This is a genomic window from Cribrihabitans pelagius (assembly GCF_048820915.1).
Taxonomy (GTDB): Bacteria; Pseudomonadota; Alphaproteobacteria; order Rhodobacterales; family Rhodobacteraceae; genus Cribrihabitans_A; species Cribrihabitans_A pelagius.
The window spans coordinates 38,524-52,385 of record NZ_JBMERR010000007.1; the positions used below are offsets into that span (position 1 = coordinate 38,524).

Consider the following 13,862-nt stretch of genomic DNA (forward strand, 5'->3'; position numbering starts at 1 on the left):
CCTTGGATTGGCAAGGCAAGTGCGGTCCCGGCAGGCAAATATAAAGTGCCCGGGACCTGCCCGGTTGCTCACACCTGATGCCGAATTTGTGATAACCTGTTCTGTGCGCGTGCGCGGCGGCTGGGGTGGACCGCCGCGACTCATACGCCGTTGGCGGCCGTCCGGCACCGTTCCCCTGCGGTCCCGGAAACGGCGCATTGAATTGTTGTGTGAATTACGAGTGAATAGGGGGACAGATGTCCAAAATTTTATATGCGGCCAAGCGGCCGGACGATGGCTATGCGTCGAACCCGGAAAATCCGGACTGGGGGGCGGCAGGAACCGCACTGCTGCATCTGGCATCGTCCGAATTGGGCCCGGACGGGGAAATGTCCGGCGCGGACAGACCGAGCCCGCGGGAGATTTCCAACTTGATCGCGGTGCAGCAGGGGGAGCCGGGCAATGCCGCGGGCCTGTCGGACTTCCTGTGGATCTGGGGGCAGTTTCTGGACCATGACCTGTCGCTGACCGAAGCCGGGAGGGGCGTGACCGCAGATATCCCGGTGCCTGCAGGGGACCCCTATTTCGATCCCTTCGGCAGCGGCGATGCGGTGATCAATTTCTTCCGGGCGGACCGGCAGGACGGCGCCTATGTCAATCAGATCACCGGCTTCATGGATGCCTCGATGATCTATGGCTCGGACGCTGCAAAGCTGGAGAGCATGCGCATTGACGGCGGAAGGATGAAGATGACCGCGGACGGCTATCTCTACCTGGAGGAAGGCGCTCTGCTGACCGGCGATGTCCGGGCGGCGGAGAATACGGCGCTGTCCTCGATGCACACGATCTTCACCCGCGAGCATAACCGCCAGGTGGACTTGCTGGCCGAGCGCATGCCGCACCTTTCGGAAGACGCACTGTTTGACGCCGCGCGGGCGCGGGTGGAGGCGGTCATTCAGGCGATCACCTACAAGGAATTCCTGCCGCTGCTGATCGGACAGGACGCGCTGCCGGACTACCGGGGCTATGACGCCACGGTGAACCCGGGCATTTCGGCCGAGTTTTCCACCGTGGTCTTCCGGCTGGGCCATACGCTTCTGTCCGCGAACCTGCACCGGGTGGCTGAGGATGGCACCGCGCTGGACCCGCTCGCGCTGCGCGATGCCTTCTTCCAGCCGCATCTGCTGAGCGGGAAACACATGATCGACGACGTCATGCGCGGTGCGGCCGATCAGCAGTCGCAGGCCATCGACACCCAGGTTGTGGAGGATGTGCGCTCCTTCCTGTTCGGCCCCCCGGGAGCGGGGGGCTTTGACCTGGCGGCGCTGAATATCCAGCGCGGCCGCGACATGGGGGTGGCCAGCTACAACAACCTGCGCGAGGCGATGGGGCTGGCACGGGCGGAGCACTTCTCCGACATCACCTCGGACGCGGAGCTGGCGGCGCGGCTGGAGGCGCTTTACGGCGGCACCGATCTGGTCGATGCCTGGGTCGGCGGCCTGGCCGAGGACCCGACGGGCGGCGGGCTCTTGGGGGAAACTTTCACTGCGGTCATGGTCGATCAGTTCTCCCGGCTGCGCGATGGCGACCCCTATTGGAGCGCCAGCCGCGGCAGTCTGGCGGCAGAGGAGCGGGCGGCGCTGTGGGAGACAACGCTCGCCGATGTGCTGCTCAACAACACCGGCATCGAGGCGATCCAGAAGGATGTGTTCATCGCGATGAACCGGATCGGCGGCAGCGGTTTCCAGGACGTTCTAAAGGGCACGGGGGACGCGGATTTCATCTTTGGCGGCGAAGCGCGCGATTACCTGTTTGGCCGCGCCGGAAACGATGATCTGCAGGGCGGCGCCGGCAACGATGTCCTGAAGGGCAACCGTGGCGCCGACTGCCTCGACGGCGGCTGGGGCAACGATCTTCTGCGGGGCGGCCGTGGTGACGACTTCGTCTTCGGCGGTGAGGGGCGCGACATGCTCTACGGGCTGGGCGGAAACGATACGCTGAAAGGGGGCGCGGGCAATGACGTGTTGCACGGCCACCGGGGCGATGATCTGCTGGAAGGTGGCGAAGGTGATGACGTTATAACGGGCGGGCCCGGAGACAACACATTGCAGGGCGGCGCCGGTCACGATGTGTTCCTGTTCAAGACGCATCAGCCGGGCGCCAACAGGGTCACCGATTACGAGACCGGGGCGGACCAGATCCGCCTCCACAGCCGCAATCCCGCTGGGCTCGAAGTCACCGAAAGCCGCCACGGCGTCAGCATTGCCAATGGCGATGGCTGGTCGCTGCTGGTCGAGGGCATCAGCCTGGCCGAGCTGGAAATGCAGGGCGTGAGCCTGCTCTGGTAGGACCTCAGCCCGCGGGCCGCACGGCGTCCGGGTGCGCCGCGGCAAAGGCGGGGTGGCTTGCGCAGGCCGCCTCCACCTCCAGCACCCGCGCCAGGCCGGAGAATTCCGCCTGCCAGCGCCGCGCGTTGTAGAGCTGCGGCATCAGGCAGATATCGGCGAACCCCGGGACCGCTCCGGCGCAGAACGGCGCGGGGTTGAAACCGTGCAGCAGCGCCTCGAACGCCCTGAGCCCGGGGGTGATGAAATGCTGCATCCAGGCCGTCGGCATATCGGCCCTGCCGCCGCTGAGCAGGGTGGCATGGCGCGCCACCTGCAGGTTGCACACCGGGTGCACATCGACCGCCACCGACTGCGCGAGGGCCCGGACTTTCGCGCGCTGGGCGGGGTCGGCGGGCAGCAGGCCGAGGTTCCGGGTTTCCTCCAGGTAGTCGAGGATCGCCAGTGACTGGGTCAGCCGCAGACCGTCGATCTCCAAGACCGGCACGAAGCCCTGCGGGTTGCGGGCTAGGTGTTCGGCGCTGCGGTGCTCGCCCGCGGCCAGATCCACCGGCACGGTGCGATATGCGACGCCCGCGAGGTTCAGCGCAATGCGCAGCCGGTAACTGGCGGAGGAGCGCCAGTAGTCGTAAAGCACCGCCTCGCTCATCCTGCACCGCCCCCGTCCGGGGTGCGGCAGCCTGTCTGCCCGCCGCTCAAGCGCCGGTCTCCGATGGCTTGCGCGCGGCGGCCTCCAGCGCCTGGGCCAGGACCGTGCGGGCGCCGATGTGGTTGGCCAGCACCAGCACCAGCCGCGCGTTATACGCATCGCTCCCGGCCTTGCTCAGGCCCTCATGCGCGGCGAGGAGGTCGGCGTAGAAATCATCTGCGCCCTCGATATTGGGGGTAAGGATCAGGTCATCGGTGGTGGTCATTGCACGTGCTCCTTGCCTGCAGCCCGGCGGATGGCGTGCCGGAACTGGGTGTCGTCATAGCTGGGGCGGCGGGCGGCGATGTGCTGATCCGGGCGGATCAGGTAGACCCCGCTTTCGGCCTTGCCCAGGTAGCGGTCCTTCAGCGCCAGTGTCTTGTCGTCCTTCACCGAAAGCGCCAGCCGGGTGACTTCGATCCCGGCTTCCTCGATCTGGTCCGGGGCGGCGGCGTCGATGGTGAGCAGCACAAACTTGCCGCCCAGCCGGTCGAGCAGATAACCGTCCCCGAGCGGCGCGTCGGGGCAGGGCGCGCCCGGGCGGGTGCGCTCGGGGCCATCCAGCGCATCGGCCGAGTTCAGCGGCGAGCCGTCGTGGATCGTGGGCACCGACAAGCGGCCCGAGTTCACCAGCGGGCGGGCAAATTCATAGTGCTCCGACAGGTCCAGCACCGCATCGCGCAAGAGCCGGCTCATCTCCGACTTCGGGGTGATGAAATCGGTCGAGCGGGTGGAGTTGAGGATGTTCTCCTCCGCGCCCTGGATCCGTTCCGCCTCGTAGCTGTCCAGCAGCGCTTCCGGCGCCTTGCCATCGATCACAAGCTTCAGCTTCCAGCACAGGTTGTCGGTGTCCTGCAAGCCGGAGTTGGCCCCGCGCGCGCCAAAGGGAGAGACCTGATGCGCGGCGTCGCCCGCAAAGATCACCCGGCCATGGCGGAACTTCTCCATCCGGCGGCACTGGAAGGTGTAGATCGAGACCCACTCCAATTCGAATTTCACATCCTCGCCCAGCATCGCCTTCAGCCGCGGGATCACGTTTTCGGGCCGCTTCTCGCGCTCCTTGTCGATGTCCCAGCCAAGCTGCAGGTCGATGCGCCAGACCCCGTCCGGCTGCTTGTGCAGAAGCGCCGACTGGCCGCGGTTGAAGGGCGGGTCGAACCAGAACCAGCGCTCGGCCGGGAACTCGGCCTCCATCACCACGTCGGCAATCAGGAAGTTGTCCTCGAACACGCGGCCGGCGAAGTCGATGCCCAGCATCCGCCGGGCTGGAGAGTGCGCGCCGTCGCAGGCGATCAGCCAATCGGCCTCGATGTTGTAGGCGCCTTCGGGGGTGTCCACCTCCAAAGTCACGTGGTCCTGGTGGGTGCCGATGGCCGAAACCTTGTTGCGGCCGCGGATCTCCACCGGGGCGCCCTGTTCCTGCAGCTCGTGCAGGCGCTTCACCAGGAAGGCCTCGAAGTAGTATTGCTGCAGGTTGATAAAGGCCGGGCGGTGGTGGCCGGTCTCCGGCAGCAGGTCGAACTCGTAGACTTTGCGGTGGTCGAAAAAGACCTTGCCGGTGTGCCACTGCACCCCCTTGTCCACCATCTCCTGGCCGCAACCCAGCCGGTCGAGGATCTCCAGTTGCCGCTTGGCAAAACAGATCGCGCGGGAGCCGAAGCTGACCTTGTCGTTGTCATCCAGCACCACGGTGTCCACCCCCTGCTGGGCCAGGTCGATGGCCGCGGCCAGCCCGACCGGGCCTGCGCCCGCCACGATCACCTTGTGGCGCACCGGGGCCGGGGCGTCCTGATCCGGGCTGCGCTGGTAGGGGTACAGGGGGCGTTCAAAGATCTGGTTCATCGGGTCCTCCCTCGGTGGGTGCCATCCGGCACGGCTCCGCCGCGTCCCGGCGTCCGGCCAGTATCTGGCCGGCATCCGGACGGCGTGGGGCACGCCGGGAGGGCAGCCAAGTGTCTCACAGGTTTGCCAGGCGCGACACGATCTGGATCAAACCGCGCCCGGGATGCGGCGCGGTCTAGCCCTGCAACGCGTCCCACATCTCCAGATCGCGCTGGGCGGTCCAGATCCGCGGCGTGTCGATACCGCGGGCCTCGTCATAGGCGCGGGCGACGTTGAAGGGCAGGCAATGCTCGTAGATCGCGTAGTCCGCGAACTTCGGGTCGCATTCGCTGCGCACAGCGTCCCAAGCCTCCTTCAGAGTGCCGTTGCGGGCGGCAACCCGTGCCGCCGGGCGGTAAGTGCTGTCGACGAAGTCGCGGGTGTTCTCGATTGCGGCATTGACCATCTCGCGGCCGACCAGCGCATCGCCGCGGCCCGGCGCGATGGCGTCCACGTCAAACGCCTTGATCGCGTCGAGCGTGGTACCCCAGTCTCCAAAATGCCCGTCGCCGCAGTAGCAGGCCGAGTGGTATTCGACGATGTCGCCGGTGAACATTACGTTCTGGTCCGGCACGTGGATCACGATATCGCCCGCGGTGTGGGCGCGGCCCAGATGCATCAGATCAACCCGGCGGTTGCCGAGGAAAACGCTCATCCGGTCCGAGAAAGTGGTGGTCGGCCAGGTCAGCCCGGGAATGCTCTCATGGCCTTCAAACAGCCGGGGGAAGCGCTGGAACTCGCTGTCCCAGTCCTCCTGCCCGCGCTCCGCCACCATCGCGCGCGCCGTCTCTGACATGAGGATCTGCTGCGCCCCGAAGGCCGAGGCGCCGAGCACGCGGACGGCGTGGTAGTGGGTCAGTGCCACATGGGTGATCGGCTTGTCGGTGACCGAGCGCACGCAGTCGATCACCTTCTGCGCCAGCCGCGGGGTGGCCTGCGCCTCGACGATCATCACGGAGTCGTCCCCGATAATCACGCCAGAGTTCGGGTCGCCCTCTGCGGTGAAGGCATAAAGCCCGTCGCCAACTTCGGTGAAGGAGATTGTCTTTTCGCTCATGTCGCCTTGGGAGGCGAATGCCTTGGCCATGGGTCTGTCCTTTCAGCGCTGCGCCCGAGGCCAAGTGAGGGAGCCTCCGGCGGGGATATTTTGGGCCAGAAGAAGGGCGGGGGTCTACCTCTGGAACGGGTCGTCGAGGGCGGGCAGGAGGGTGCCGGTGCAGTCGCCGAAGCCGATGGTGTAGCCATCGCCCCGGGCTGCGCCCTTCAGTGTCAGGGTGTCGCCGTCCCCGACGAAGGAGCGGGTTTCGCCGCCGTCCAGCGTCAGGGGTTCCTTGCCGCCCCAGCTGAGTTCCAGAAGCGAGCCGCGGCTGTCTTTGGCGGGCCCGGAGATGGTTCCGGAGCCGAGAAGGTCGCCTGGGTTCATCGGGCAGCCCGACGTGGAGTGATGCGCCAGCTGCTGGGCGGCGGAGTAGTACATCTCCTGGTAGTTGGTGCGCGCGATGGTGGTGGCGTCCTTGCCTTCGGGCGCCAGCGTCACCTCCAGCTCGATGTCATAGAGCATCGGGCCGCAGTCCTTCAGGTGGTCCAAGAGCTCCACCTCGCGTGCCGGCGTGTCACAGCGGAACGGCTCCAGCGCCGCTTTGGTGACGATCCAGGGGCTGATCGAAGTTGCGGTCGCCTTGGCCTGGAAGGGCCCGAGCGGCTGGTATTCCCAGGCTTGGATGTCGCGCGCGGACCAGTCGTTCAGCAGCACGTAGCCGAAGATGTGGTCATCGGCCTCCTGCACGGTGATCGGGCCGTCCGACGGGGTGCCAACAATCGCGCCCATCTCCAGCTCGATATCGAACCGGGCCGAGGGCGCCCAGCGGGGCTTGGCGTCATCCGGGCCTTTCAGCTGGCCCCAGGGGCGGCGCACATCCGTGCCCGAGACCACCACCGAAGAGGCCCGCCCGTTGTAGCCGATCGGGATGTGCAGCCAGTTCGGCGGCAGCGCGTTCTCCGCACCGCGGAACATGGTGCCGACGTTCTGGGCATGGTGGCGGCCGGCGTAGAAATCGGTGTATTCGCTCACCGCGAAGGGCATGTGCAGATCGGCCTCCGCCATCGGCACCAGCAGCGGCTCCACCTTGCCGCGCTCCTCGGCGCCCTCCTCAAGCAGCGCCATGAGCCGCGCCCGCAGCGCGGCCCAGACCGCCGGGCCCTGCTCCATCAGGTCGTTCCAGTAGGGCACGTCGAATAACGGCGCATCGCCAAGCTGGATCAGGCCGCTCTCCTCCGCGGCCTGCATGTCGAGGATCATGCCGCCAATCGCGACACCGCAGCGCGGCTCGTCCGCGCCGGTGGAGAACACGCCATAGGGCAGGTTGTTGAGCGGGAACGGGTGGGCCGCGTCATTGGCCGAGGCCACCCAGGATTTCAGAAGCGGCATGGTGCCTCCAGGTCTGCGGATCGGGGGATCCTTGTCATCTTGCCGGAAATACTCCGGGGGTGAATGGGCCGCCTGAGGCCCAGAGGGGGCAGCGCCCCCTCTACCTTCACTTCTCTCCGGGGGTGCCGTCGAACTTTTTCTCGATGTCGGCCCAGCAGTCGATGTAGTCGTCCTGCAAGGGCGCTTCCTTGGCGGCAAAGCCAGTCAGGTGCTGCGGGAAGCGGGTCTCGAACATGAAGGACATGGTGTTGTCCAGCTTCTCGGGGCCCAGTTCGGCGTTGGACGCGCCCTCGAAGGCGTTCTTGTCCGGCCCGTGCGGCAGCATCATGTTGTGCAAGCTCATGCCCCCCGGAACGAAACCCTTGGGCTTGGCATCATACTGGCCGTAGATGTTGCCCATCAGCTCGGACATGATGTTCTTGTGGTACCACGGCGGGCGGAAGGTGTTCTCGGCCACCATCCAGCGCTCGCGGAACAGCACGAAGTCGATGTTGGCGGTGCCCGGCACGCCCGAGGGCGCGGTCAGCACGGTGAAGATCGACGGGTCCGGGTGGTCGAACAGGATCGCGCCCACCGGGCAGTAGGTGCTGAGGTCATACTTGTAAGGCGCGTAGTTGCCATGCCAGGCCACCACGTCCAGCGGCGAATGGCCGATCTTGGTCTCGTGGAACTGGCCGCACCATTTTATGGTCACGGTGGACGGCACTTCGCGGTCTTCAAATGCCGCCACCGGGGCCTTGAAGTCGCGCGGGTTGGCAAGGCAGTTGGCGCCGATCGGTCCGCGGCCGGGCAGTTCGAACTTCTGGCCGTAATTTTCGCAGACAAAACCGCGGCACGGGCCTTCGAGCACCTCGACCCGGTAGACCAGCCCGCGCGGGAGGATGGCGATTTCCTGCGGCGCGAGGTCGATGATGCCGAGCTCGGTGGCAAAGCGCAGGCGGCCCTCCTGCGGCACCACCAGCAGTTCCGAGTCGGCAGAGAAGAAGTAGCTGTCCACCATCGACCCGGTGATCAGGTAGATGTGGCTGGCCATGCCGACCTGCGTGTTCACGTCGCCCGCGGTGGTCATGGTGCGCATGCCGGTGAGCCAGGTCAGCCCCTTGTCCGAATGCGGCTCGGGCAAGGGAACCGGGTCCCAGCGGTACTGGCCCAGGCTGATGACATCATCCACCACATGCGGTGCCGACTTCCAGTAGGGCAGCTCGATCTTCTCGTAGCGGTGGGAATGCTTGACAGAGGGGCGGATGCGGTAGCTCCAGGTGCGCTCCGGCGGGTCTGCGGTGAAGGCGGTGCCGGACAGCTGCTCGCCATAAAGGCCGTAGCTGCATTTCTGCGGGCTGTTCATGCCCTGCGGCAGCGCGCCGGGCAGGGCCTCGGTCTCGAAGTCATTGCCGAAGCCGGGCATGTAGCCCTCGTGCGGGCCCGCCATCGAGGGGGCCTGGATCATCTGGTGCGGATCTGCGGGCCGATTCATGACACGTTCCTCCTGTTGCTGCTTGCGGGGTAATAGTTGTTTTTGTAACCAACAAGGGAGAGGGAGCGCAAATGAGCGAAAAAGATGATTTCACCCTGCAGGATTTCCTGCCCTTCCTGCTGAACCGCGCGGCCGAGGAAAGCTCGCTAGAATTTCAGCGCCATTACAAGGACCGCTATGGTATGCTGCGCACCGAATGGCGGGTGCTGTTCCACCTGGGCAGCTACGGTCAGATGACGGCCAAGGAGATCGGCGCGCGGGCGAAGATCCACAAGACCAAGATCAGCCGCGCGGTGGCGAAGCTGTCGCAGAAACGCTTTGTCACCCGCAGCCGCGACGAGACGGACCGCCGGGCCGAGCATCTGACGCTGACCCCGGCGGGACAGGCGGCCTACCGCGACCTGCGCGAGGTGGCGCAGGCGTTCGATGCGAAGATGTGTGCCCGCTTCAGCGCGGACGAGGTTGCGATTTTGCGGTATATGCTGCGCGAATTAGCAGGGATCGAGGCGTAGACATTGCCCGCGCCAGGCCCCAAATGAAGGCGGTGAATTGAAAGGCGAGAAATGATTCAAGTTGACGTCAATGCCGGCCCTTTGATCGCCTGGCTGATGGAGCAGGGTCTGCAAGGTGCGCGGCAGCAGGATCTGCTGCAAGGCTATTGCCTGCGGCTGGCCGACGCCGGCGTGCCGCTGTGGCGGTTCCACCTGGCGCAGCGCGCGTTCCACCCGCGGTTCGGCGGCATCGGTTTCAACTGGACCCGCGCCGCGGGCATTTCGCACGAGCATTACGAATACCGCGAGAGCCCGCGGGAGGAATGGCTGCGCAGCCCGTTTTTCCACATCCTGGAGCACGACCTGGAGGAATTCCGCGAGAACATCGAAGGCGGCGCGCCGGAGGAGTTCCCGCTGCTGTCCGAACTGCGCGAGCGCGGCGCCACCGAATATTTCGCCAAGGGCCTGCGCTTTGCCCCGCCGGAGGCCGGCCCCAATGATCCGCGCCACCCGCAGGAAGGCATGCTGGTCTCCTGGAGCACCGACCGCGCGGGCGGCTTCACCAGCCGCGAGCTGGACCTGATCCGAACCACGCTGCCGCATCTGGGGCTGGCACTGAAATCCTCCTCCAACCGGCAGATGGCGAGCGATCTTTTGCAGGTCTACCTCGGCCGCGATGCCGGCCGTCGGGTGCTGTCGGGCGAGATCCAGCGCGGCTCCTCCGAGAAGATCGACGCGGTGCTCTGCCTGTTCGACCTCAAAGGCTTCACCGAGCTGGCCGAGGCGCTGCCCGGGGAAGAGCTGATCGAGATGCTGAACGGCTACTTCGGCCTTGCGGTGGCGAGCATCCAGGAACATGGCGGCAACATCCTGAAGTTCATGGGCGACGGCATGCTGACCATGTTCAACCTCGGCAGCATCGAGGAGGACGCCCACGCCGCGCTTGCCGCCGCCAACGAGCTTTGCGGCAAGGTACGCGCCCATAACGCCGCGCGCGAGGCGGAGAATCTGCCCACCATGGGCTTCACCCTGGCGGTGCACGCGGGCGAAATCCTCTATGGCAATGTCGGGGCGGAGAACCGGCTGGATTTCACCGTGATCGGCCAGGCGGTGAACCAGACCGCGCGGATCTCCGGCATGCACCGCTCGGTGGGGCAGAACATCATCCTGTCGGAAGACGTGAAGGCGGCGGCCAAAGGCACCAGCCACGACCTGGTGTCGCTGGGCCGCTACATGCTGCGCGGCGTCGCCGATCCGATTGAGCTTTACACGATCCACCGCGGCAGTTGCGGCTGCTAGGCACCGCGGCCCGGTCCTCGCGCATCGGGCCTGGCGCCGGGACAGGCGAAGCCGGGATCAGAGGCTGATCTCGACTCCCGGCAGGTTCATCTCCTTCATCATGTCGCGCAGCTCCTGGCGCGCCGCGATGTTGGAGATGTTCAGCTGCTTGACGCCAACGTCCTTGAGATCCAGCAGTGTCAGCCCGCGCGGGAACAGCTCGCGGAAGATCACCCGCTCAGAGAACCCCGGCGCCACGCGGAAGCCGATGCGGCGCGACAACATGTTGATGGCGCGCTCCATCTTTTCCTTGTTGACCATGCGCTGGGTACCGACGCGGTTGCGGATCACGATCCAGTCGATCGGCTTGAGGCCCGCTTGCGCGCGCAGCTGGCGGGCGTTCCAGACCATCTCGGAATAGACCGAGGGGCCGGTGATCTTCTCGCCCTTCTGGTCGACGTGGGCCAGGAGGTCGAAATCGACGAAACTGTCATTCAGCGGCGTGATCAGCGTGTCGGCCAGCGAATGCGCCACCTGACTCAGCCGCGTGTGCGAGCCGGGGCAGTCGATCAGGATGAAGTCGTGGCCCGGTTCCAGGCTGGACACCGCGGCCGAAAGCCGGTGGTCATAGACGTTCTCGCCCGGCTGCAGGCTGGCGGCGTCGATCTCCGGCAGCTCGTGCATTTCCACCGTCGGCAGGTCGAGCCCGGCCTTGGCCATGAACTCCCTGCGGTTTTCCAGATAGCGGCCCAGCGAACGCTGCCGCAGGTCGAGATCCAGCGCCGCCACCCGGTGGCCGAGCCGGGCCAGGGTGGTGGCGACATGCATGGAAACAGTTGATTTGCCCGCGCCGCCCTTCTCGTTTCCGACGACAATGATATGCGCCATGTACCGGTTCCTTCGCTCATACGCGCATGCGCACGTCCTTGTTCCGGCCCTGTATAGGCAGTGTTCCGGGGCAAGAAAAGCACCGGGCGCGGGCTGGTAAACTTAGTGTATCACTTGTGTTTTCCGGGTCCCGCGGGCTTGCGCTGCGGACGCGCGTCGCCGCCTTTTGCGCCCTTGCCGCCAAAGGCCGTGGACGCGCGGGCCTTGTTCTTCTTGCTGGTGGGCTTGCCCGCCGGCGGTTTTGGCCCTTTGGCGCGCAGCGGCTTGCCAGGGGCGTTCGGGTTCACCATCCGCTTGGAGGTGTCCGACGCGCCCTTGGGGCCGCGCGGCTTGGCCACTGCGGCGGGTTCGGGCTTGCTGAAGCGGCCCTCCGGCTTGTCGCGGCGCGGTGCCTTGCCGTCCGCGCTGTCGTGGCGCGGCTTGTCCTTCCAGTCCTTCCAGTCCTTGCGCGGCGGGCGGCTGTCGCGGTCCGCACCAAAGCCGCCGGGCTTGCCGCCCGGTTTGCTGCGGTGTGCGGGCGCCGCGCCCTCGGATTTGCCCTGATAAGGCTTGCGCGCCTCGTAGCCGCCGCCCTCACGGTCGCCGCCGCGGGGTTTGCTCCAGTCCGGTTTGCCGCCTTCCGGCCGGGCGCCCTCGGGCTTGCCGCGGTGCGGTTTGCCTTTCGGGCCGCGCGGGCCGCCAAAGCCGCCCGGGCCGCCGGGACCGCGGCGCGGGGCCGGCGGCAGGTTGGGGGCGTCTGCCAGGCGGGTCAGCTCGACGCCGGGCTCCAGCTCGGTCTTGCCGCCAAGCGCGCCGAGGAAGCCCTCGACCGCGCTTTCGCTGATCTCGGCGAAGGTTTCATTGTCCTGCACCCGGATCGCGCCGATGGCGTCGCGCTCGATATTGCCGGCCTTGCACAGCATCGGCAGCACCTTGCGGGGATCGGCGCCGGCGGCGCGGCCGCCGGACAGCGAGAACCAGACGCTGGGGCCGAAATCGCGGCGTTCCTTGCGCTCCTTGCGGGGCGGGGCGGCGTCTGCCGGGCCCAGCTCCTCGGGCGCGGAGTGGCGGCTGCGGTAAAGACGCAGATAAGCGGCGGCGAGCTGCTCGGCGCTGAATTGCGCCATCAGGGTTTCCACCGTGGACTGCTCGCCCTCGGCCACCGGCTCCTGCCAGATCGCATCGCCCAGCATGCGCTCTTCGTCGCGCGCCATCACGTCGTCAGCCGAGGGGGCTTCGCAGTGCTCGGCCGTGAGCTTGGCCCATTTCAGCAGGCGCAGCGCCTTGCCGCGTGCCTTTGGCGGCACGATCAGCGCGCTCACGCCCTTGCGCCCGGCCCGGCCGGTGCGGCCCGAACGGTGCAGCAGGGTTTCGTGGTTCGAGGGCAGCTCGGCGTGGATCACCAGCTCAAGCCCCGGCAGGTCGATGCCGCGCGCCGCCACATCGGTAGCGACGCAGACCCGCGCGCGCCCGTCGCGCATCGCTTGCAGTGCATGGCTGCGCTCGGTCTGGGACAGCTCGCCCGAAAGCGTCACGACCGGCAGGCCGCGGTTCGAAAGCCGGGTTGCCAGCCGGTTCACCATCGCCCGCGTGTTGGCAAAGATGATCGCGCTCGGCGCCTCGTAGTAACGCAGCACGTTGATGATCGCGTTTTCCGCATCCTGCTGCGCCACCGCCATCAGCCGGTATTCGATATCGGCATGCTGCGAGGTCTCGGCCACGGTCTTGATCCGCAGCGCGTCCTTCTGGAAGGTCTCCGCAAGGTTGGCGATCGCCGGCGGCACGGTGGCCGAGAACAGCAGCGTGCGGCGATCCTCGGGCGCCTCCCCGAGGATGAACTCCAGATCCTCGCGAAAGCCCAGGTCCAGCATCTCGTCGGCTTCGTCCAGCACCACGGCCTGCAACGCGCTGAGGTCGATCGAGCCGCGCATGATGTGGTCGCGCAGACGGCCCGGGGTGGCGGCGACGATATGGGCGCCGCGGGCCAGCGCCCGGCGCTCGTCGCGCATGTCCATGCCGCCGACGCAAGAGGCGATGGAGGCATTGGCCCCGGCGTAAAGCCAGCTCAGCTCGTGTTTCACCTGCAAGGCCAGCTCGCGCGTGGGCGCAATCACCAGCGCCAGCGGCGCCGCAGCCTCGCCAAAGCTCTCCCCCTCGCCCAGAAGGTCCGGCGCCAGCGCCAGCCCGAAGCCCACCGTCTTGCCAGAACCGGTCTGCGCCGACACCAGAAGGTCGCGGCCTTCCACCTCGGGCTTGGTCACCGCCTCCTGCACTTGGGTCAGGGTGTCATATCCGCGCTGTTGCAGCGCGTCGGCCAGGGCTTGTTTCACGGGCAGGGTAACTTTCCCGCGCAGCCATCTGCCGCGCGTAAGGGAGAACAGAAAAAAGGCTGCCCGTCAGGGGCAGCCTTCGGGATGTGTCGAGAGATACG

General features: G+C 66.7%; 11 protein-coding genes. 3 read left to right on the forward strand and 8 right to left on the reverse strand.

Annotated features, from left to right (window positions below; genetic code table 11):
* Positions 1-236 precede the first annotated feature (236 nt).
* Positions 237-2,327: a peroxidase family protein gene (locus ACOHX0_RS07850; protein WP_420676130.1), complete on the forward strand. Its 2,091-nt coding sequence runs from the start codon at positions 237-239 to the stop codon at positions 2,325-2,327.
* Between the two features lie 4 nt (positions 2,328-2,331).
* Here the strand turns inward: ACOHX0_RS07850 and maiA are convergent, their stop codons facing one another.
* The 6 genes from maiA to hmgA all read right to left on the reverse strand — a co-directional run bounded on the left by maiA (position 2,332) and on the right by hmgA (position 8,795).
* Positions 2,332-2,973, reverse strand: coding sequence for a maleylacetoacetate isomerase (maiA, locus tag ACOHX0_RS07855; protein ID WP_420676131.1), 642 nt, complete (start codon positions 2,971-2,973; stop codon positions 2,332-2,334).
* Between the two features lie 46 nt (positions 2,974-3,019).
* Positions 3,020-3,238, reverse strand: coding sequence for a DUF2783 domain-containing protein (locus tag ACOHX0_RS07860; protein WP_420676132.1), 219 nt, complete (start codon positions 3,236-3,238; stop codon positions 3,020-3,022).
* The gene (locus ACOHX0_RS07865) at positions 3,235-4,854 is read right to left on the reverse strand and encodes an FAD-dependent oxidoreductase (RefSeq protein ID WP_420676133.1); all 1,620 of its coding nucleotides are present in this window, start codon (positions 4,852-4,854) and stop codon (positions 3,235-3,237) included. The genes ACOHX0_RS07860 and ACOHX0_RS07865 overlap by 4 nt, the downstream gene beginning before the upstream one ends.
* Before the next feature lie 175 nt (positions 4,855-5,029).
* Positions 5,030-5,980 (reverse strand): MBL fold metallo-hydrolase, encoded by a 951-nt coding sequence (locus tag ACOHX0_RS07870; RefSeq protein ID WP_420676134.1) that lies wholly within the window; start codon positions 5,978-5,980, stop codon positions 5,030-5,032.
* 84 nt (positions 5,981-6,064) lie between these two features.
* Positions 6,065-7,321: a fumarylacetoacetase gene (gene fahA, locus ACOHX0_RS07875; RefSeq protein ID WP_420676135.1), complete on the reverse strand. Its 1,257-nt coding sequence runs from the start codon at positions 7,319-7,321 to the stop codon at positions 6,065-6,067.
* 106 nt (positions 7,322-7,427) lie between these two features.
* The gene (gene hmgA, locus ACOHX0_RS07880; protein WP_420676136.1) at positions 7,428-8,795 is read right to left on the reverse strand and encodes a homogentisate 1,2-dioxygenase; all 1,368 of its coding nucleotides are present in this window, start codon (positions 8,793-8,795) and stop codon (positions 7,428-7,430) included.
* Between the two features lie 71 nt (positions 8,796-8,866).
* On the opposite strand from hmgA, the gene ACOHX0_RS07885 reads away from it, so the two are divergent.
* Positions 8,867-9,307 (forward strand): MarR family winged helix-turn-helix transcriptional regulator, encoded by a 441-nt coding sequence (locus ACOHX0_RS07885; RefSeq protein ID WP_420676137.1) that lies wholly within the window; start codon positions 8,867-8,869, stop codon positions 9,305-9,307.
* A 51-nt stretch (positions 9,308-9,358) separates the two neighbouring features.
* Positions 9,359-10,585, forward strand: a complete 1,227-nt coding sequence (locus tag ACOHX0_RS07890; protein WP_420676138.1) for an adenylate/guanylate cyclase domain-containing protein — start codon at positions 9,359-9,361, stop codon at positions 10,583-10,585.
* Between the two features lie 57 nt (positions 10,586-10,642).
* On the opposite strand, the gene ACOHX0_RS07895 is transcribed toward ACOHX0_RS07890, so the two are convergent.
* Both ACOHX0_RS07895 and ACOHX0_RS07900 read right to left on the reverse strand, forming a co-directional pair.
* Positions 10,643-11,452: a division plane positioning ATPase MipZ gene (locus ACOHX0_RS07895; RefSeq protein ID WP_420676139.1), complete on the reverse strand. Its 810-nt coding sequence runs from the start codon at positions 11,450-11,452 to the stop codon at positions 10,643-10,645.
* 110 nt (positions 11,453-11,562) lie between these two features.
* The gene (locus ACOHX0_RS07900) at positions 11,563-13,761 is read right to left on the reverse strand and encodes a DEAD/DEAH box helicase (RefSeq protein WP_420676140.1); all 2,199 of its coding nucleotides are present in this window, start codon (positions 13,759-13,761) and stop codon (positions 11,563-11,565) included.
* Positions 13,762-13,862: the final 101 nt, after the last annotated feature.